Origin of the sequence: Bradyrhizobium arachidis (assembly GCF_024758505.1) — a bacterium.
In the GTDB taxonomy this organism is placed as follows: domain Bacteria; phylum Pseudomonadota; class Alphaproteobacteria; order Rhizobiales; family Xanthobacteraceae; genus Bradyrhizobium; species Bradyrhizobium manausense_C.
Window position 1 is genome coordinate 1,377,844 of sequence record NZ_CP077970.1, and the last position, 20,407, is coordinate 1,398,250.

Annotated in this window: 11 protein-coding genes; 7 read left to right on the top strand and 4 right to left on the bottom strand. The window is 58.9% G+C overall.

Annotated features, from left to right (window positions below; all coding sequences use genetic code 11):
• The first annotated feature begins 46 nt into the window (after positions 1-46).
• The 3 genes from KUF59_RS06280 to KUF59_RS06290 all read left to right on the top strand — a co-directional run bounded on the left by KUF59_RS06280 (position 47) and on the right by KUF59_RS06290 (position 5,048).
• Positions 47-3,676 carry a hypothetical protein gene (locus KUF59_RS06280; protein ID WP_258768830.1) on the top strand — a complete coding sequence of 1,210 codons (3,630 nt, stop codon included), beginning with the start codon at positions 47-49 and terminating at the stop codon, positions 3,674-3,676.
• Entirely contained in the window at positions 3,639-3,863 is a 225-nt protein-coding gene (locus KUF59_RS06285; RefSeq protein WP_258768832.1) for a hypothetical protein, read from the top strand. The genes KUF59_RS06280 and KUF59_RS06285 overlap by 38 nt, the downstream gene beginning before the upstream one ends.
• A gap of 165 nt (positions 3,864-4,028) precedes the next feature.
• On the top strand, positions 4,029-5,048 hold the full coding sequence (locus KUF59_RS06290; protein WP_258768834.1) for a hypothetical protein: 1,020 nt from the start codon (positions 4,029-4,031) through the stop codon (positions 5,046-5,048).
• A gap of 157 nt (positions 5,049-5,205) precedes the next feature.
• On the opposite strand, the gene KUF59_RS06295 is transcribed toward KUF59_RS06290, so the two are convergent.
• Both KUF59_RS06295 and KUF59_RS06300 read right to left on the bottom strand, forming a co-directional pair.
• Positions 5,206-6,078, bottom strand: coding sequence for a DUF3800 domain-containing protein (locus KUF59_RS06295; RefSeq protein WP_258768836.1), 873 nt, complete (start codon positions 6,076-6,078; stop codon positions 5,206-5,208).
• A 116-nt stretch (positions 6,079-6,194) separates the two neighbouring features.
• Positions 6,195-7,079, bottom strand: a complete 885-nt coding sequence (locus tag KUF59_RS06300) for a tyrosine-type recombinase/integrase (RefSeq protein WP_258768838.1) — start codon at positions 7,077-7,079, stop codon at positions 6,195-6,197.
• Positions 7,080-8,045: 966 nt separating this feature from the next.
• Here KUF59_RS06300 and KUF59_RS44225 point away from each other — a divergent pair.
• Positions 8,046-8,174 (top strand): hypothetical protein, encoded by a 129-nt coding sequence (locus KUF59_RS44225; protein WP_408918108.1) that lies wholly within the window; start codon positions 8,046-8,048, stop codon positions 8,172-8,174.
• A gap of 86 nt (positions 8,175-8,260) precedes the next feature.
• Complete coding sequence (locus KUF59_RS06305; RefSeq protein ID WP_258768839.1) at positions 8,261-8,458, top strand: hypothetical protein; 198 nt, start codon at positions 8,261-8,263, stop codon at positions 8,456-8,458.
• Positions 8,459-8,812: 354 nt separating this feature from the next.
• On the opposite strand, the gene KUF59_RS06310 is transcribed toward KUF59_RS06305, so the two are convergent.
• Positions 8,813-10,717, bottom strand: a complete 1,905-nt coding sequence (locus tag KUF59_RS06310) for a glycoside hydrolase family 127 protein (protein WP_258768840.1) — start codon at positions 10,715-10,717, stop codon at positions 8,813-8,815.
• A gap of 608 nt (positions 10,718-11,325) precedes the next feature.
• On the opposite strand from KUF59_RS06310, the gene KUF59_RS06315 reads away from it, so the two are divergent.
• Positions 11,326-13,686, top strand: a complete 2,361-nt coding sequence (locus tag KUF59_RS06315) for a S9 family peptidase (protein WP_258769954.1) — start codon at positions 11,326-11,328, stop codon at positions 13,684-13,686.
• Positions 13,687-14,569: 883 nt separating this feature from the next.
• On the opposite strand, the gene KUF59_RS06320 is transcribed toward KUF59_RS06315, so the two are convergent.
• Positions 14,570-16,276 (bottom strand): NEL-type E3 ubiquitin ligase domain-containing protein, encoded by a 1,707-nt coding sequence (locus KUF59_RS06320; protein WP_258769955.1) that lies wholly within the window; start codon positions 16,274-16,276, stop codon positions 14,570-14,572.
• 1,529 nt (positions 16,277-17,805) lie between these two features.
• Between KUF59_RS06320 and KUF59_RS06325 the strand changes: the two genes are divergently transcribed.
• Positions 17,806-19,395, top strand: coding sequence for a hypothetical protein (locus KUF59_RS06325; protein ID WP_258768841.1), 1,590 nt, complete (start codon positions 17,806-17,808; stop codon positions 19,393-19,395).
• Positions 19,396-20,407: the final 1,012 nt, after the last annotated feature.

Here is a 20,407-nt window from a genome sequence, read left to right on the forward strand (position 1 = left end):
GATCACCATGTTTGACCGCTAGACCGGCCTGGCCCATGTTGGCGACATGTTCGAAATCACCGGCGACCATATTGCCGAACTAAATGATACGGATTTGCGCAGCTTGGTCGGCATGCTGTGCGAAGCCGAGATGCGTCGCCGGCGCTTTCCTGTCTCGGCGGTCACATGGGGCGGTGACCAGAACGCAACGGACGCAGGGATCGACGTTCGCGTCGCGCTTCCGGTCACCACGGTCATCGACGGTTTCATCCCAAGACCCTCGACCGGCTATCAAGTCAAGAAGTCCGACATGTCGAGGTCGGCCATCATCGATGAGATGCGGCCCGCGGGAGTGATAAGGCCGTCCATCGTCGCACTTTCCCAAGAGTCGGGTGCCTACGTCGTCGTAAGTGCCGACGGTTCAACGACGGATTCCGCGTTGAAGAGCCGCCGGGATGCGATGTCCGAAGCGATGCTGGGTGTTCCCGATGCCGACACGCTTACGCTCGACTTTCTTGACCGCGGGCGGATAGCTACATGGGTAAGGGACCATGCGGGCGTTACGCTGTGGGTGCGCGAAAAAATCGGCCAGGCCATCCCGGGATGGCGCCCTTATGGTGCTTGGTCGCACTCCACCGATACCAATGACCGGGACTATCTCGCGGACGACTCCGCGAGAATCAAAACGGGAAGTCAGGATGAGGGGGATGGTTTCTCAGCCATCGACGGAATCAACCGCATCAGGGACATTCTCCGAACGCCGGGGCACGTCGTGCGCCTCGTCGGCTTGTCCGGCGTTGGCAAGACGCGGCTGCTAGAAGCGCTGTTCGATGAGCAGATCGGCGCCAACGGCCTCGATCCGGCGCTCGCTGCCTACACGAACGTTGCCGACAGTCCAAATCCCCAGCCGCCCGGAATGGCATCCGACCTGTTGGCCGACGGCAGGCGCATGATCTTGGTCATCGATAACTGCCCGCCTGATCTTCATCAGAAGCTTTCCGAAATCGTGCGTGTGCCCGCCAGCACGCTCAGCGTCATCACCGTCGAATACGACATTCGTGAAGATCAACCTGAAGGAACGGACGTCTTTTCATTGGAGGCGTCATCCGATGAGCTGATCGAAAAGCTCGTTGCGCGGCGGTTTCCGCGGCTCTCACAAGTCGATTGCCGCACTATCGCGGAATTTTCCGGCGGCAACGCGCGCATTGCGATTGCATTGGCAGGTACGGTGCAGAAGGATGAAACGGTCGTCGGACTGAATGATGCCGAGCTGTTTCGTCGGCTTTTTCATCAGCGCCACCAACACGATGAATCGCTTCTCCTCATCGCGCAGGCCTTTGCGCTGGTCTACTCTTTTCAGGGCCATGATCTGGAAGGTGACAATGCCGAATTGCCTATCTTGGGCGGATTGATCGGCAAGACCGCGGACGAAATGTATAGCGGCGCCCGTGAATTGCGGCGTCGGGACTTGTTGCAGGAGCGCAGTGTATGGCGGGCGGTGTTGCCGCACGCGATCGCAAATCGTCTTGCCACGATGGCGCTCGACAACCTCCATCCGCAGAAGATCGACGCAGCGATCATCAAAGGAAAATCAGAGCGGCTGTTGCGCTCCTTTTCGCGGCGACTCGGCTTCCTGGATGGCAGCAAGGAGGCGCGCTCGATCGTAGCGGCCTGGCTCGCACCCGGTGGACTTCTATCCGACGTCCTGAATCTTTCCGATCTGGGAAACGAGATTTTCGTCAACGTCGCGCCCGTGATGCCGCAAGCCGTCCTTTCAGTATTGGAACGGGCCGTGGAACAGGCGGACGCTCCGACATTGGAGCGCTCCAAGCATTTCATCCGCTTGATCCGCTCGCTCGGTTATGAGGCAAAGTTCTTCGAACGGGCTGTCGCGCTCTTGCTGAAGTTTCATGCGACCGAGACGGAGCTTCCCATCGACGATGATGCAGGCGGTGTGATCGTCTCATTTTGCTTCATCTACCTTTCGGGAACACACGCCACGCCCGACCAACGGGTGACTCTCATCGGGGATCTCCTCCGTTCCGATCTGCCCAAGCGACAGGGACTCGGCGCGAGATCGCTGGAAGCCATGCTGAGGACCGATCACTTCTCATCAAGCTATGTCTTTGAATTCGGAGCGCGCTCACGTGATCATGGATATCATCCGAGGACTAACGCCGACATCGCGCAATGGTACGGTTCTGCACTGAAGCTTGCGGAGGACGTTGGCGGCTCGGACGCGCCCGGTGCCGAGGAGGCAAGAAAGGCGGTCGCCGCCGAATTTCGCGGCCTCTGGGTCAATGCGGAAGTCTGCGACGAACTGGAGCGAGCGTCGCGCGCCTTTGCCGCCAACGGCTTTTGGCGTGATGGCTGGATAGCCGCCCGGCAGACACGGGTCCATGAGGGCAAGCGCCTTCGCCCGGAATCGTTGGCTCGGCTCAAGAATCTTGAGGAATGCCTGCGACCAAGGGACCTTGTAGAGAAAGTTCGCGGTATCGTGCTGGATGCCAAGGGCCGAGGCATCGACTACGACGATCTGGACGAAGAGATAGACGACATCGATTCGTATGACTTTGCAGCCTCGGAAAGGCGAGCCGCGGCGGCCATCGAACGGCTCGGCAGGGACGTTGCCGGCGACCGCGCATCCTTCGAGGCGATCCTCCCGGAATTGCTCAATGGTGGCGGCCGCCTCGGGCCTTTCGGCAGAGCGTTGGCTCACGCGGCCGAAGACCCCGTGGACCTATGGAGCTCGCTGGTCGATCAGTTGGCCGCAAATCCGAACGGAAATCCCCACGTCATGGGCGGCTTTCTCGCCGGACTGCAGACAACGAATCCCGACGAGACCAATTCGATCTTGGACGACGCGCTGGTCAATCCGGTCTTGGCACCTTGGCTCCCCTATTTGCAGGCCAGCGTCGTCATCGACGACAAGGGTGTCGTCCGCCTTCACCGCTCGCTGGAACTTGGCCACGCGCCCATGGACCGCTATTCGCTCTTGGCTTGGGGCCGGGCGTCCGATCCGATTCCCGGCGCTGCATTTCGCGACCTGGTTCTCGCGATTTCCGAGAAAGGAGGCGTCGACGCAGCGCTGCACATGATATCGATGAGATTGGTCTCCGATCGAGCCGACAAGCGTGCGCCACTTCCCGAGACGATAGAGGCCGGGCGCCACGTACTCGCGATGTTCGAGCTTGGCAGTTCTTCCAGGCCCCAGGTTCAGCGCGAAGATCACGAACTCGGCTCGCTCGCCAGAGTCTGTCTCGCGGATAAAAAGGGCGAAAGCGTCGCTCGGGTGATTATTCGAAAGCTGAAGAGCGCATCCACCGACTATAGATTGCGCGCGCAAGACTACGACGATCTCGTGAAGGCGTTGTTTTCCGTTCAACCCTCCGCGATGCTTGACGAGATGTTTACCGGCGACGACAAGTCGGTGGGTGCCGGCATTCGCTTCACGGAATCCCTGACGCGGCGCCGCGCCAGCCCGCTCGGTGACGTGCCTCCGGAAACACTGCTCGCCTGGTGCAATTTTGATCCAGCCGTGCGCTATCCCATCGCGGCCGGTGTCGGCATGCTTTTCAGCAAGGATGGCGAGGCGGCCCCGCTGCAGTCGACGGCCTTTGCCGACGCTGCTTTTGAAAGCTGCGCCAGATCCGAAGGCAATGCTGCCGCTGATCGTCAAGCGCCTCTATTTCAGTAGCTGGAGCGGATCCTGGGCCTCGAAGATGGAAGGCCGCCAAAAGCTTCTGGAGCGACTGGATGTTGGCGGCGATCCCGAGCTTGAGAGGGAGAAAGCCGACGCGCTTGCTCGCATCAGGTCTCAAATCGAGGAATCGCGGCGAAAGGAAGCGGAGGAAGACAGGCAGCTAAGCGCGCGGTTCGAGTGAGGACGTCCCTTCGAGCGTCACGGCGTGGGTGATTCATTGCGATTTCGGTGCGATCATCGAGCGGTTGGTTCTCGACTGCGCGGGCCGTGCCCTTGAGAGAGACGGGATTGCCGTCATACCATAGGCATTGGGCGGTCATGGAATGGCGCAGCGGGTGCACTTAAGATGCTTACACGACTAGCAGGAACCATCGAGCAGCTCGATCTCGCGGCCGAGCATCTGGCGCATGGCGATCCCAACAACGCGCGATTCGCCCTGATGCTGAGCGACAACATCGTGGAACTAACTCTGCATCAGCACGCGAAGGAGAAGCGCAAGCAACTGAAAGCCAACTCATGGACCAAGAAGGCCTACGAGCACGAGAAAGCGCTCGAAAAGGCGCTGGGCCGTTGGTTCGACGAAAAGGTGCGCTTCGTAACGCTCATCGGAAAGCTGCATACCGAGGTCGGCGAGAGCATCCGCATCGCCCATCAGTTTCGAAACGACGTCTACCATGTCGGACTTCAGCATGAAGCGGTGCTGCCGGTTCTCGACGCCTTCTATTTCGAACTGACGCGTCGGCTCTGCGCGGACTATGAGATCAGGTCATGGGGCTATAGCCCCGGACAGAGCATTCCGGAGCGCGCGAAGAAATACATTACGGCCGACAAGTTCTTCACGAACTTCATAGAGGAGTACCGGGCGGCCTGTGTAGCGCTGACGGCAAAGTCGGGACACGACGACAAGCGTTTTTCCGAGACGTTGGCCGGACATTTGGACGAGGTGATCGCTACGCAGGATCGTTACATCGGCTACATCGCGACAAATGCACGACGCAGGGCGACCCGCGACGAAGTCGTCGTCAGCAGCCAGTCGTGGCGCCTGGCCTTTAGCGAGGAAGGCCGCGTGTTCGCGCGGAACAACGGATTCCCGGGAGGTCACATCGTGGAGTGGCTGGAACAGAACTATCCGTTCAAGTTCAAGTCGGATCCGATCGGGACGTGGAGGAAGCGATCGGAGCGGCTACGCCGCGAAACCGACCCGCACAAGGCCCTGAAGATGTACCGAACCTTCATGGACGACACGGCGGAATTCCGCGAGTGCATCGAAGAGTCGACGTCGGCTGTCGATCAATACGTCGAGACCCAGATCGAGCGGATGCGTGAGGAACGCGCCCTTGCGCGCGAGCGGAACAAATCGACCTGAAGTCAGGTGCCGTTCGCAGGCGGCAGAATCAGGTCCCTTTCTGGTGTTCTCCCGGGACGATCCCAAAAAGTGCATTGAACTTTCACGGATCCCATGTATTTACGGATCAGGCATTGCCTGCAGGTCTTCCGTATGGGGGCCGCAACAAAGGTCGGGGTCAAACCCGGCCTTTGTTGTTTCTGGCGACCGTAACCTGTTCGAAACAATAGGTTTTCACGCCCAGTATCGCGGCGTGTTCGGCTGGAACCTGGCTCGTCACCAGACGGCCCGCCTCCGCTAATCTCCTGTAGATGTTGAATTTTCGGTCGTAGCTGCCCCGCGCTATGGCGTAGACGTAGGTGTCGGCGATTTGCATGAGGCGGTTCGACTTGTCCTTACCTTCGACGTCCAACAACACATGCTGGAAATCGGCGGCGGTGAGCGGCAGGTACTTGGCGGAATTCTTGGCGTCGAACCCCATCCCGTTGTCTTTGATGTTGTAGAAGTAGCCCTCGATCATCCGATTGGTCGCCGGGTCGGCCATCTCATAGAATACCTTCAGACGGCGCTCCTGCTGCTTGGCGAGTTTTGCCGCGCGCTCGACCACGATGTCGAACGCGCTTCGACAAAGCAGCCACTTCGAATCACCGTCTCGCTGCCCGTAACCGCGGGCGACATAGCCGGGCCGGTCGATGACGCACGCTGCGCCGGCGACGGGGATGTTGGCGAGAAAGGTCCTATAGCCGGACCAGAACCTGTCCCGGTCGGCGCCTTTGAGCCGGCCGATCCAGGCGAACTTCTTCTTCTCCGACCTCATGTCCGTCAGATGCAGCGGCGCCGTGATCTGTGGCCACTGCTTCTTGAAATCGGCCAGGGCGTTCTTCACCGTAGCCTCGTCCTCCGCACGAATGAGAATGCCGCCCATCGCGAACCAGTCGTTGCCGTGTTTCGCCTGGACGGCCGCTCTGTCGGGATGCCGAGGGCCGGTTTCATCGAGGTAGAGATGGAGCAGGGGCTGCTTCGGTCCGGTAATCGGTGTTCTTGCTGACATGGCAGCAGCGTTATCATCGACGCTCGCGCATTTCCATCCGACGCATCCCGGACCAAGTTCTCAATTTCCTAGGAGATCTGCGTACGGCGAGAAGCCGCTTGTGTCGCCACGCTTCCTCAGTTCTTCGGGCGGTTCAGAAGCATGTTGCGGCGGGCCTCGGCGAGTTCGAGCGGTCCGAGGCTGATGTAGTCGGCGGTCGTTTCGATGTCGCGATGCCCGAGGAAGACCTTGGCCGCGTAGATGTCCTTCTCGAGATACACGCGCCTTGCAGCGGTACGCCGGAAATCGTGGATGATGAGATTCTTGATCTTGGCCTTCGTCCAGGCCTCCTTCATCCGGGAATAGAACAGCGCTGGCAGCACAGGAATGTGCTCGCCCTTCTTGCGAAACTCGCCGTCCAGCCAGTTCGCGATTCGGCAGGGCAGGGTGAAGATGAATTCCGGATGCAAGCCCTCGCGCCGCTTCAGAATCTCGAGCGCCTCGTCGGTGATATACACCTGATGCGGTAAGTCCTCCTGGCCCTTTGCCTTGAGATAGACGGTCAGCAGTCGCGCGTCTTTATCGTAGTTCTCCCAACGCGCCTCGCACAGGTTGGTCTCGCGCAGACCGAGCTGGAGATCCGCCTTCCACATGTCCATGAGGTCGGGCTCGTCCTTGCAGGCCTCCTCGAGCCGGCGCTCCTCTTCGGGCGTCAGATAGCGGCTTCGCGGCTGGACGGGCTCGAGCAGAGGAACGCCGTCGTCGTCCTTGTCCGACGGACGCGGCTTGTCCGGGAAATCGGTTTTTAGAATCCGCTCGGCATGATTGAGCACAGTCAACACGAGGCCGAGATACTTGTTGGTCGTCTTGGCCTTGTAGGCGCCCGGCTTCGACGGCTTGCGACCCTTCGTCGCGTCGACCTCCGGGAGACCTTTGCGCAGTTCGCGCCGGTACAGGCTGCTTCGGCGTCCGGGCTGCTGACAAGTCGTCCTCCAATGCAGGCTGCAACTGACCCGCAGCAAATCATCGCGGGTCCGTACGCAGGATCCCTTCAGCGCCCGCCCATTCAGCGCAAGAAGTCATGAACGAGAAGCCGCCTCCGAGAGCAAGCTCAGAATCGGCAGCAAGAAAAGTTCAGCAGGCTCGGCGACGCGCGGCAAAGACGAGGAGGTAATCATTCTCCAACGGTAAGTGTGAGCTGTCATGAGCCATGCCTCAAGCAGTCAGCACGAAAAAGCGTCTCCGGCTAGCTCTCCAGCACGCCCCAATCAGGACTCCGTTTCGGACACAAAGCATCGCTGGGGCGAATGGTGTCGGTCGAACGCCTACGTCAGTGCTATCCGAGGTTGATACTTATGCCGATGAGCTATTGCAATATCACGAGCTGTTTTAGCCTAAGCAGCGTCGCACTCTTTTTGGCTCACTTGGGGTGCAAAGTGCAGCGGGTTCGGGAAGCACTCACAACTCAAGGACCCAAGCCGGTCAGGCCTTGAAATGCAGATGGTCTAGCGCGATCTCAGAAGAGGTTGGGCGCGCTCCAGCGTAGTAGATATCTGGTGACATCGAGTGCGGCTTTGATCGCGCATTGCCCTCTCTAGGTCCTCGACCACCGGCGCGCTGACTTCCTGGCGGACGACGATAGCAAATCATAACCGTTCCGCCCAACCCGTGCACTTTCATAGGCAATCGGCAACTCCTTGATAATGGCGTGAAAGACCTCGGATTGACGCCGACCGCCTGCGCGGAAAAACTCCGCTGGGTCGCAGTTCGCAAATTGAGGTTACCGGGGCGCGCCTGCATCGACAAGCTCCCGAAGCTGTTCGTCTTCCCGTTTGGTCCAGCGTAAAGGAAGAATGCTCGGGTCAAACTAACCTCTTTGCTTCAACTCATGCAGTTCTGGAGGACAGATTTCGCTTAAATCCTGGCTAGCCTTCTACGTTGTGGTGAAGCTGGCGGCGATCGCTCAGATGGTGAACGTGCTCCAGGCTATGCTGACGGACGGGCCGCGCATGCTGCTGACACCAACCTATCACGTCTTCGATATGTACCAGCCCTTGGACGCAACACCCCTTGCTACCGCAATCAAAATACCAAACGATACGCATCGAGGCGTGTAGATCATGGCGCTGGACGTCTCTGCTGCCCGGGGGGCGGATGGGAAGCTCTATCTCGCGCTTGTCAACAGCGATCCCGCCAATTCGGCGTGACTGACGACAAGCATCGCTGGCCTGTCAGCGAAAGCGGCAACCGGTCGGATTCTGACAGGGATGCCATGGATGCGCACAATAGCTTTGAGAAGTCGAATATCATTCAGCCTGCGCCATTCAGCGGCAAAGTATCGAACGGAAAGCTGGTCTTCGACCTGCCGGGGAAGGCTGTGGCGGTGGTTCAGGTGCAGTAAGCCGAGCTCCTCTAGGATTGAAGACAAAAGTGCCGACAATGCAGAAACGCATGTTTGTCTTTGGGTCCCAGTGGAAGTGAGCGGAAGTACCCACGCGCAGGCGGCGATTCGCATTCATGATTCCTCCGCGGCGAACTTGTGCCCCGAGGTCCGAGTGCGCTTGGCGTGACGTCCTCGTTGCGCACGACTGCTACATCATGACTAGATGCTAGCTGTCCATTCGATCAAGCGAGTAGCCGGCCAAGACAACCGGACAGGGAGCCGTGTTCAGTCCAACTTGGTCGAATTGCATAAACGCGACCGAACGCGCGGCAATCTTGCTTTGGAGTAGCCAATTCCCAACTATTCAGGCTTCTACTGCTTCCAGTCCGCTTCGGCGCAACACTTGAAGTAGACCGCGCTACGCCGCTCGTACTGACTGTAAAAGGGCACGAAGGTGAGGTCAGCGGGGCGAGTGACGCGTTGCGCCCGAAAGAGAAGGCGATCCGAAACGACCGGCTCAAGACCCCTTGATCCCTCTTCGCCAACAAATACAGGTTCGACTCCGCTCCATGCCATATCAGCGGAGCCGAGATCCGCAGCCAATACGAGGGGACCGTACATGGCGGCGACTACATCCTGAGAACCTCCAGCCGTCTCGAAGCGCAGTTCCAGCGGCAGGTTGAGGCAGACTACGTCGTTCTTTTTCCAGCTCCGGTTGATCACGGCATAGCCATTAACCGGCTTGGAAGGTACGGACTCACCGTTTACTCTGATATCAGCGCGCCCATTCGCCCAGCCAGGAATGCGCAGTGCCACCGCGAACCTGTCGAGCTCCACTGCAGCAAATGTGAGCTTGATCTCAGATTTAAAGGGATACTCGGTTTCAAGAGTGAGTGCGACGCCTTTGGTTTGCCATTGTACAGTGGAAGGGATGTACAAATTCACGAACAGCGTGTCCTCCCCTTCCCAGAAGATGGAATCGCCGTGCTTCGCGTGGCTTTCCATTCCAGTGCCAACGCAGCACCAGAACACTTCCTCTCTCGGCCTTGAATATCTGCGCGCCACACCGGTCCCCATCGGCATATAGTAGGCAAAGCCGCCCGTCTCTGGGTTATGTGCCGCCATGACGTGGTTGAGATGCGCGCGCTCGTAATAGTCGAATAGCGCGCCATTCGGTGCCCAGGAATAGAGGTGTCTTGTGAGCTTGAGCATGTTGTAAGTGTTGCAATGCTCGCATGTCGAGTCCATGAGGTGACGCGCGGTCGTATCGGGCTCAAAAAAATACTCCCGTTCGGCGTTCCCCCCTATGACATAGCTGTGGTGCTGCGTTACGCGCTCCCAGAAGAAGCGGGCCGCATCGCCGGGAGTATTCTTGCCGGAAAGCTCATGGATGCGCGCCAGACCGACCACCTTGGCAATCTGTGTATTGGCGTGCATGTAGGCAAGTCTGTCCTCGCACGCGACTAAAGGATCGAAAAGCTCGCGGTCACAGATGCGTTCGGCGAGCATCAGCCAGCGCTGATCGCTCGTGCGCGCATATAGCTCGGCGTAGCTTTCGTTCAGGCCGCCAAACTCGCACGAAAGCAGCTTCTGCATTTGCTCGTCGGTTAGTGCAGCGAAGACTTGCGCGACGTAGCTGCCAAGCATAATGGCGACCTCAAGCGCTGTCGCATTGCCCCAGGCCGCATGGACGTCCAAAAGCCCCGCTAGTGTCTTATGAACGGTGTAGAGCGGGACCCACGAGCCGTTGACATTGAACGGATGCGGCTCGATTTCGCCGCGCTCGATCTGTTCAAATACTTCTTGACCATCCACAATCCGGCCGTCCTTTGTCTTTCGGCCGAGTGCACCGACATAGCCGTCCTCACGCTTCGATTGGCAGAGCGCGATCTCCTCGACGATGTAATCGGCCCGACGGCGACACTCGCCGTTACCAGTCTGCTGCCAGGCGAGCACGAGAGCGCTCATATAGTGGCCGAGGGTGTGTCCGGCGATCGTGTCTGACTCCCAGCCACCATAGATCGTCGCCTTTGGCTTGAGGCCCGCGTATTTGCGGTAATTGTGCAGTAGACGATCCGGGCTAAGCGAGAGTAGGAACTTGATGTTGCGCTCGACTGCGGTCGCATAATGTGAAGGGCGAAGGCGCACATCGGTCAGCGGCAGTGGATTGGCCCGCAGTGGAAATTTGAACGCGGCCGTCGCGGCGCCCGCCTGGACCGCACCGCAAAATGCCGTCGTCGCCACGCCCACCATCCATTCACGTCGATTGTTTGTCATTGCGGCAAATCCTCGTTACCAGCTGAACTGCGTTTGCGACGATATTGGACGTTATTCCAAAAGAGAATTTGAGATCGCATCAATCGCTCCAATGTGCTTTTTCCCAGGGGCGCCTTTTGCCAGGCTCATCCGAGACGACATCGTGGATGAAGCAAACAGCGTGCCGCTCTTTTACCTGAACACCGCGTGTCTCGGCTGTTGATGCACGTGCGTGCTCGATAAATGCGTCTTCCTCATTGCTTCAATCAATCTCTAGATGCCGGCGATCATAGCCGATCGACTGGCCGCTCTTTGTGCGTGATCGATCGTGCTGGCAGTGATGTCCCGCTGGTTCACCGTGTCCGAGTTCAGACGCGCGGAGTGCATCGGCACTCTAATGTCATCTAGACGACATCCACATCTCAAGACCAAAACCGATGCGCATTGCGCCTCGTTGGCATAATTTCTGCAAGTACCAAGTTGACGGGACGATCAAGGCTTTCTGTGCTCCAGAAGCAGATGAGTCAGCCCAGGGAGCTAAGCGCTGGCGCAACATCTGTTACGTTCGACATGCTCGCGGCATCCGGCAGAAGAGGACAGCTGACCAGGTCATGCATAAGCTCGGCGTCATGTATAAGGTCGGCGCTTTGATGATTGCTCTCTTAGCTCAGCAGGAGGCGGCTGCCGTGAACGGTTCCAAAGGCAACACGGAAGACGAGGTCCTGCGTCGTTCCGATTACAATCGAGCGCTCACGATAAACGATCAGTATGCCAGACTGATGATCGATGCTCCGGAGGTCCCGTTCTGGCTCGCAGATGGTGCATCGTTCGCCTATCGATTGACGAGTAACGGAAAGCGCCAATTCATACTCGTGAATGCTGCCAACGGCAGAAAACAGCCAGCTTTCGATCATAAGAAGCTAGCTGCTGCGCTGAACCGGGTAAGCCAAAAAGACTATAATGCCGATAATCTGCCATTCGAGCGGTTTGAGCTCGCTGACGATGGTGGCAGAATAACTTTTGAGATTGAGGACGCCAGTTGGAGCTGCGAACTTGTAAACTACGCTTGCTCAAGCGAGACAAAGCTTTCCGAAATCGACCAGCAGAACCGATACGATCATACGCCATCTGTGGAAAATGATCCTGAGAGAACAAGCGTGTCGCCTGACGGGAAATGGCTCGCCTATGCCAAGGATTTCAATCTATTCCTGCGCAGCAAGGAGGGCTCGAAGGACATCCCTTTGACTTGGGACGGATCTGAAAGCAACTACTATGCGTTTTCGACGTTAAGTTGGTCTCCAGACTCGCGTCGCCTCGCAGCTTACCGCATCCGTCCGGGCCAAAAACGGGAGGTTCATTACCTCGAATCATCCCCAAGCGACCAGCGCCAACCGAGGCACTGGACGATGACATACCCGAAGCCCGGCGATGCTCTGGCATTGCCACAGCCGGTGCTTTTCGACGTCGGTGATCGTCGCGCGATAGCAATCGACAATGCGTTGTTCCCAAACCCCTATGGCCTCTCTCGCATCCGATGGTGGAAGGACAGCCGCGGATTCACCTTCGAGTACAATCAACGAGGCCATCAGCTTTATCGTCTCGTCGAGGTCGAAGCGGCTACAGGCACCGTCCGAACTCTCATCGACGAGCGCAGCAAGACGTTCATCGATTACCAGCCCCTAAGATTGGACCAGTGGAACACTGGCAAGACCTTCCGCTACGACGTTGAGGACGGGCGGGAGATCATCTGGGCCTCCGAACGCGACGGATACGAGCATCTGTACCTGTTCGATGGACGTACTGGCGAGCTTAAAAACCAGATCACGCGTGGAGCTTGGGTAGTCCGTTCCGTCCATTACGTAGATCCTATCAAGCGCCAGATTTGGTTCAGTGCAAGCGGGATGAATAAAGGGGAAGATCCCTATTTCGTCCACGCCTACCGCATCAACTTCGATGGCACGGGACTAACGTCGCTCACGCCCGAAACGGCCAATCATCACATCGAGTTCTCGCCAGACGGTCGCTACTATCTAGACTTCTGCTCACGGAGCGATATCCCGCCGCGCCTAATGCTGTACCGAACCATTGACAACTCGGAGGTCGTGGAGGTCGAGAGCGCCGATATTTCCGCGCTCGTAGCTGCTGGCTGGCAGCCGCCACTGACGTTCCATACAAAGGGCCGGGACGGCGAGACCGAAATATGGGGGATTATTCATCTCCCGATCAACTTCGACCGAAGCCGCCGATATCCGGTCCTTGAAAAGATTTACGCCGGTCCGACCGGTTCTTTCGTTCCGAAGTCTTTCTCGGCCTTTGTGGAGCCGCTCACACAGCTTGGATTTGTCGTCGTTCAGATTGATGGAATGGGCACGAACAACCGGTCGCGTGCATTCCACGACATTGCCTGGAAAAACCTGAAGGATGCCGGCTTCCCCGACCGGATCTTGTGGCACAAGGCGGCGAGCGCGAAGTTTTCGTGGTACGATATCTCGAACGTCGGCATTTTTGGTGGCTCGGCCGGCGGTCAAAACGCGGTGAGCGCACTGCTCTTTCATTCCGATTTTTATAAGGTGGCCGTCGCCAACAGCGGCTGCTACGATAATCGTATGGACAAGATCTGGTGGAACGAACAGTGGATGGGATGGCCGGTCGGTATTGAATATTCGCAGTCTTCCTCCGTCGACAACGCTCACAGATTGCAAGGCAAGTTGCTGCTCATCGTGGGCGAATTGGACCGCAACGTCGATCCATCCTCTACATTTCAACTGGCCGACCGACTTATTCGGGCAGGAAAATACTTCGACATGCTTGTGGTCCCAGGCGCGGATCACGGAACGCCCGGGTCTTACAGCCTTCTCAAGCTCCTGGACTTCTTCGTTCTGAATATCCTCAGACAGACACCGCCTAATTGGAATGACCCATCTATTGACCTGCTAAAGGGCCAAGAGGCTCCATCATCGTGCGAAGAGCCAACACGTGAAGGCTGCTGAGACCTGCAAAACTGACGCGAGAAGAGGCTTCTGCGCCATCAGCATCGAATGTCGGCGACGATTTCCAATGGGAAATAGAAACTGTTGTCAAAGTAGCTGCTCCCGAGCGACCTGACAGCCCTTCGGAAGGGCCGTCGTGACAACCTGATCTGCCGGTCTTTCCCCGCCAACTCGTTGGCCGGCTATGCCGATGCTGAAATTGCGCCTCGAATTGCGACGTCACGCTGCACTCGGCTGGACTCGCGAGTGCCGCATGGGGGCCGAACAGAACGGCTGATCTTTCCCAGAGAAAGTGGACGGGTTTGGGCGGCCTTTAGCTTCATCTCGATCGGGGCGATATATCCGAGGGCGGAATGGAGCCTTGTTTGGTTAAATAACAAGGCTCAAGAACGCCCACAGTACCGTTCTTCGCGAGGTTCTTTATCGACATCATCCCTGGTTGGTCGCCGAGTTTGAGCGAACTTGCGCGGCGACGGCGGGGCTGAGTTCGACGCGCTTGAGCGCGTGTCGGATCGCGGTGTCGGTCAGGTTTGGGACGGCATTTCTTCTGTCCGCAACTGGGCTCGGTCGAGGCAGAACAGGGATCCTTTGCTGGGATCGGAAGCGCGTCCTCTATCCCTAGACCCGCTCCCATTGCCCTAGCCGCCCCCACTGCGCAATGACGGAAAACACTAATCTCGTAGGAGGGATCAAGCGTGATCGCGCGCGATCGTAGGGGGTAGTAGGATGGTTGTGCACAAGCGCTATCTCGACAAGCAATCGCGCCAGCACGAGGGATTCCTCGTGACAAAATTAGGTTGTCGCTAGCCCTCGACGCGAACGCTGGACACGGGAACGCCTTCGCGCAAGGACTGAGGCACTCCCTCGCAACTAAATCGCCACTTCACAGCTCAATCGCGTGGTCCTCAAGCACCTGGCGCGTCAGAGCGCCCTTGATTTCGCGGGCGATCTCTTCGCGGATCTGGGCTCCGAACTGCACCTCGGCATCGCTGTCTCCGGTGAGGTGATGATCGGCGAGCCGTTGCTCAAGGCGGCCCGGAAACTCCTCGACCATCGCCTCGATGAGCCGTTCCTGTATCTGTGCATGCGCTTCGGGAGCGATCCGGCTCACGACCTTCTCCCACGGTTGCCAGCGAGTTGCCAGATAGTCGGCGAACCCCGCCGCTTCCTCATTCCGCACCTGCGTCTCGGCTGCGGTGAGGTCGTGCTCAGTGACGTGGGCGACATCAAAGTACCGCATGTCCGGAGCGATGAGCGGCATGTCCAACCGCTCACGTAGCTTGACCTGATAGGCGAGATAAACCTCGATCTCATCGACGAACCGGAGCGAGTCGACCTTCTGACGGGCGATCGGCTCAAGCGCGTTCAGGCGGAACATGACCCGCGCCTGCTTTATGAGTTCACCGAGCCGATCGTCATAGGCCCCATCCTCGACATCAGCGTTCAGACGCGCGGTCTGCATGCCGTTCCAGGTCAGGGTGATCCGATCCTGGCAGGTCTCGCTCGCCCCGAAAGCCAGCTGAAAAAACTGCTGGCGCAATTGCGGCCTGATCGCTGCCTGTCGCAGATCCTCGGCCACGACCTGCTGGAAATGGGGATTATCATAATTCACAGTCTTCTGCAGCTTGTCGAGGAAGAGCGCGTATTCCGGGGCGCCCGCCTCGTCGGCGAAGTTCTGCCAGGCGGCGATCGCCTCCGGCTCGCCCTTCAACCAGTCCGCGACCGCCTCGGCCAGCGGCCGTTCCTGATCCACCGCCGTTTCCCCGCCCATCGAGAAGAAGACCCGCGGGCCGGCATAGCCCGGTGCATTCAAGGCTGCCGCCAAATTCGTCCGCACCCGCTCGGGCAGCCGGTTACCCGCCAGCTCAATCCTGCACCCAGAACCTAGCTGGGATAGCAGGCTCTCCGGCAGGCTGGTTAGCCGGTTGTCGCGTGCTTCGAGCTGCCGGAGTCCCGCTGGAAGGGTATCGGGCAGACTAATCATCCCGTTGCTGTTGGCGTAGAGCCGCAGGAGCCCTGGCGGGAGGGTATCGGGCAGACTGGTCAGCCGATTGCGGCTGGCGTAGAGCCGCAGGAGCCTAGGCGGGAGGCTATCGGGCAGACCGGTCAGCCGGTTGCTACTGACGTTGAGCTGCCGGAGCCCCGCCGGAAGGGTCTCCGGAAGGCTCCTTAGCCAGTTCTCATTGGCGTTGAGATCCCATAGCCCAGCCGGAAGCGTCTCGGGAAAACTGGTCAGCCGATTGCGGCTGACGTCGAGCTGCTGGAGGTCCGGCGGAAGGACGGGGGGCAAGGTTGTCAGGGACAGCGATGACAGATTCAGCGGCAGCGGCGCAGAGTCGTAGGCGTTCTCTCGCCAGGCTCTGATTCGCCTGACCGCCTCGTGCCGGTCCTCGTCCGGCCTGCGACCGAATTCGTCAACCCAAGCGTCCAGGATCTGATCCTGCGACTCCTGCGGAGGAGCGGACGAGCGCGTTCCAGTCAAGGCTTCGACCCACTGCGCTGCGGCCCGGGTGAGACCGCATAGGCACCCCTGCCGGTGGCCTTGTTCGGAAGGAATGCCAGCGCCCGACTCGGCCCGCCCTGTGTTCATCAATGCTCGTTCTCCTGTCGCCATCTAAGGGAATGCGCTGGAAGGAGCGCTGGCCGGTAGTTGTCACCGCGGATGGTAACAAGCCGACCTGTCAGTCTCGGTAGACACTTCTCCTGCTATGAGGTGCTTAGCTGTCGACGAGCTGACGAGTCTCGCAACGATGCGGCGATAGGAACCACGTTGGTCTTTCTCGGGAGCTGCGCCGTCAGCGCTCCGCCCCAGCAAAGTTGGCGACCGTCTAACAGAACTTACCGGGCTTCGGCTGCGGCGAAGTAGGTCCGCGGCAGGGACCGTGAGACTGTGAAAAGGTCAACCGGAAAAGTATGGCGCAACGGTCAGGAGGCAGGATCGGCAAAACCAGGTCAGGGATACGCGCCTCGAGCACGTTAAGTTGAATTCGGACGTTCCGCGAACGTCCATATGGGGTCAGCAGCATGTGACAGTCGCAGCAAAAGGCCGGACGCATGTCAGCCGCCGATCACGCCTCCGAGCCTTCGAAGGATTCTTCTTGCACCGTACGCTGATAGTGCTTGGCATGGCATGGTCTTTGATCCGGCGCTCCAGCACACCGATTGTCGAACTTGATTGCCCGGAGGATGGAATTTGGGAGGGCGCAGCAAATGTCGCTATCAGACTAGCCGCCTTCAAATCAAGAAATCGCGGGGGCAGTCTGCGAGCGCCGAGCCATCCTTAGCCTCGGGCTCTTGAGCGACCGAAGCCTGGTCAGTCCAGCGCGGCTTCGAGCCATTTGGACCTGCCGGCGCAGTTGCGCCCCACAGGTCAACGTGGCGGCGGAGGACTTACTTCACACATGTCGTCGAATTGGGATGGAAGCATGGCCGCCAGCCGGCTCCCGATGCCCTGATCGGCGCCCTGAATAGAAAGGGTTGGCTTGCTGTCGACGACATCGGTCCCGCGACGCAAGGAAAGCGGCCTGATGGCGAGCCGCTAACGAGCGGCCCTTTAAGACTCCATGATCATGAGCTGCTTTGCAACAGTGACGTCAGATCCCCGTAGGAGTCGTCGATCCTACACCACCGAACTGGGGCAAGGAACAACAGACCCGACCCCAAACAACCGACGCCGCGCGAGAAATCAATTCGCGCGCGGCGAGTTCAGCGATCACAGCCGTGTCGAGCACCTTGCCGGCAAGGTGCTCGATCAAGACCTCATCTTGAAGCGCGCACGGCTCACGACCGAAATGCCTGCCCAAAATGAGGCGCGCCTGTCCCTCGGTCCTTCATTCGTCTAGTCAGCTTCTCGAAAGCTAACTCTTCTAGGATCGAAGGTGGGCCCCGCAAGTCGATCGCCCGCCGATGGCAATGAGCCTGGGGGAGACAGGGCGCGCGCAATCATCGGAGATCCGGGGCGCGGCGGTAACACAGGCTTGTTGTTCGCAGTTCGCAGTTCGGACTTCGGCGGTCAGATCTTCACCGAAATGCCCACCGCCTTCAATCTGTCGCCTGCCTTTGCACCAAATCTGGCTCCGAGGGCTCTTTGCGGAACACTTTTTTCAGATGGAGCATAGGATGGATGGTTCGCAGTTCAACCCTTCGTACTTGAACCCGTCGGCCTCTGAAATTGCACAGCAGAATGCCGACATTGGGGAGGGGCAACAAGCGAGCGACGCGAGCCTCCAAGCGAACTTTGAAGAGCACGTGAGTGAATTGCGAGGCGGTTCGGGGCCGGGCCGGCGCGCCAGGCGCAATCACGACCAAGCATTCGGGGAGGACGTGGCGCTTATTAGCGAAGCTAAGCGAACAGCCCGGGGCAGAGGTGTACCCGACCGTTCCGTCGCAAACGCGGGAACTGATATACAAAATCTAAGCATCTGGCTCCGGGAGAACAGTAAGGCCCCGCTAGCCGCCCGGGGTGACGATGAGTCCCTTCAAGCCGATGTGCGGGACTATATCAATGGTGGCGGCTCTCGGAGTGTCGTGTCGTCGGTGAACAAGCTTCTGCCCGGAACGCTCCCGTCGTTGGATGAGGTACTCGGTCGCCCCCCACGCGCCATACGAACTTATCCCGAGGACGCTCGCCTCATCAACGACGCGGTGCAGCACGCCGCGCGTGAGCATGGAGCCTCGACCGGTGAGCAGAGGAGGTCCATTCATATGCGGGCCACCCGTCTTCGCTATCTGAGCGAGTGGCTCCTGAACGGACATAGGGGGAGCATAGCCGGCCGATTTAACGGAGACCAGCAGCAGCAGGATGCGTTTCAGGCAGATGTTGCCGCGTACAGGGAAGTGATTAGCACGCGCAGGGATCGAACACTAACGGACGCGGATTTGGCATTGCTTCAAAACCGCCTGCACATCGTTGGGACGGGCCAGGCACCGAGGTTTCGGGACCCTGCGCAACCCGGTTTGCCCGTCATGGAAAGCGATCGCGAGGCCGGTCGGCGGCACGAGTGTTCCGCGATCACCATCGCGGGAGCCTCTGCACCAGCGCTGGACATTGCCGGACCGTCGTCGTCTGTCAGGCCTCCGTCGGATATCTACGGCGGTCTTGAATCATTCGTTGAGCTGAATGCGCCCACACCGTACGAGTTGCGTGACGATGCTTACTCTGCGCCGGCGCCGGACGTCGCCGGACCGTCGTCGTCCGTCAGGCCTCCGTCGGACATCTACGGCGGTCTTGAGTCGTTTATTGATCTGAATGCGCCCACACCGAACGAGTTGCGTGACGATGCTCACTCTATGCCGGCGCCGGACGTCGCCGGACCGTCGTCATCTGTCAGACCTCCGTCGGACATCTACAGCGGTCTTGAGTCATTCGTTGATCTGAATGCGCCCACACCGTACGAGTTGCGTGACGATGCTCACTCTGCGCCGGCGCCGGACGTCGCCGGACCATCGTCGTCTGTCAGACCTCCGTCAGACATCTACAGCGGTCTTGAGTCATTCGTTGATCTGAATGCGCCCACACCGTACGAGTTGCGTGACGATGCTCACTCTGCGCCGGCGCCGGACGTCGCCGGACGGTCGTCGTCTATCAGGCCTCCGTCAGACATCTACGGCGGTCTTGAGTCGTTTACTGATCTGAATGCGCCCGCACCGCACGAGTTGCGCGACGATGCCGATTCTGCACCGCGCCGGACGTCGCCAGATGGACTCTGAGGCACCGAAAAGGCGTTCCACTCGCGATCGAAAATTCTGAGACAATTTACCTGGTGAAGGACTATATGATGGGCAACCGACCCATTTACGACAGGTGATGTCATGGCGGGAAAATCCGATTTTTTTACTGGCCCGCTCGAAGGTTGGGAGCCCTTGGATTCCCCCCAAAGGGGCAGGATTCGAGTGCGCTGCCCACCAAACCTGATCGAGTAGCTCAGGAATGGACCAAGGTTGCTCGCAAATATGCCGCGGATTCGGCCGGTTCCGGCGCATCATCTGAACACGCGACGCTGGTGCGGGCAAAAAAGAAGGGCTCGCGGGATAGCGATGTGAACGCCAAGACCTTCGTTCTGTCAGGCAATAAGATCGTCGGGACACAGGGCTAATTGCTGCAGCGCAAAGCGCCGAGCAGCCGCCCGGACTCCGCCTCGGCGGCGGCTTCTTTTTACGCCCTTTGGCAGGCCCGAGAGTCCCCAATCTCAACAAATGAAGCAGAAGGGTTTTTGGGGTGGCCACCGGCCAAATCGCTCAGAACGGGCGATGTGGCGAGTCGCCTTAAAGAGCTTCAGTGTGGACGCGATTGCAGTTGTCCGCTCTGCTGCCAATCGAAATCCCCCACGGAGCCCAATCTTTTCGAAGTCGCATCTTCCGTTCCGGATCGGCGCAGCGATGAGCCTCTCTTCACGTAATCGATGTTTTCAGCTTGTCCAAGGCAATAGGTGCATCATGCACAAATCCGCCATCTGTCACACCTCCGCAAAGGCCCACACGCACCTCGGATTTCGGCCCCGGCTGCTCTGTTATCATGGGAACGCTCGACCAAGCGCCCAGAATCTTTGCAGTCTCATTTAGGTTGTCAGCCAACTTGTGCCCGTGTGTTCCTATGTCGGCCGGCGCATCAGGCGGTTCTAGTCATCGCTCCAGCGACGCGCTGGCATGGTTTGCGCGAGCGTCACAGGTATCCAGACCTGCCATGGTGTTGGATATTGGGCGTGCGGCTGTGTGACTCGTC

Excerpts from the sequence above, each read along its gene's own strand:
- KUF59_RS06280 (WP_258768830.1), top strand. The coding sequence starts at position 47 with ATGTTCGAAATCACCGGCGACCATATTGCCGAACTAAATGATACGGAT.
- KUF59_RS06285 (WP_258768832.1), top strand. The coding sequence starts at position 3,639 with ATGCTGCCGCTGATCGTCAAGCGCCTCTATTTCAGTAGCTGGAGCGGA.
- KUF59_RS06290 (WP_258768834.1), top strand. The coding sequence starts at position 4,029 with ATGCTTACACGACTAGCAGGAACCATCGAGCAGCTCGATCTCGCGGCC.
- KUF59_RS06295 (WP_258768836.1), bottom strand. The coding sequence starts at position 6,078 with ATGTCAGCAAGAACACCGATTACCGGACCGAAGCAGCCCCTGCTCCAT.
- KUF59_RS44225 (WP_408918108.1), top strand. The coding sequence starts at position 8,046 with ATGCTGACGGACGGGCCGCGCATGCTGCTGACACCAACCTATCACGTC.
- KUF59_RS06310 (WP_258768840.1), bottom strand. The coding sequence starts at position 10,717 with ATGACAAACAATCGACGTGAATGGATGGTGGGCGTGGCGACGACGGCA.
- KUF59_RS06315 (WP_258769954.1), top strand. The coding sequence starts at position 11,326 with ATGTATAAGGTCGGCGCTTTGATGATTGCTCTCTTAGCTCAGCAGGAG.
- KUF59_RS06320 (WP_258769955.1), bottom strand. The coding sequence starts at position 16,276 with ATGAACACAGGGCGGGCCGAGTCGGGCGCTGGCATTCCTTCCGAACAA.
- KUF59_RS06325 (WP_258768841.1), top strand. The coding sequence starts at position 17,806 with ATGGATGGTTCGCAGTTCAACCCTTCGTACTTGAACCCGTCGGCCTCT.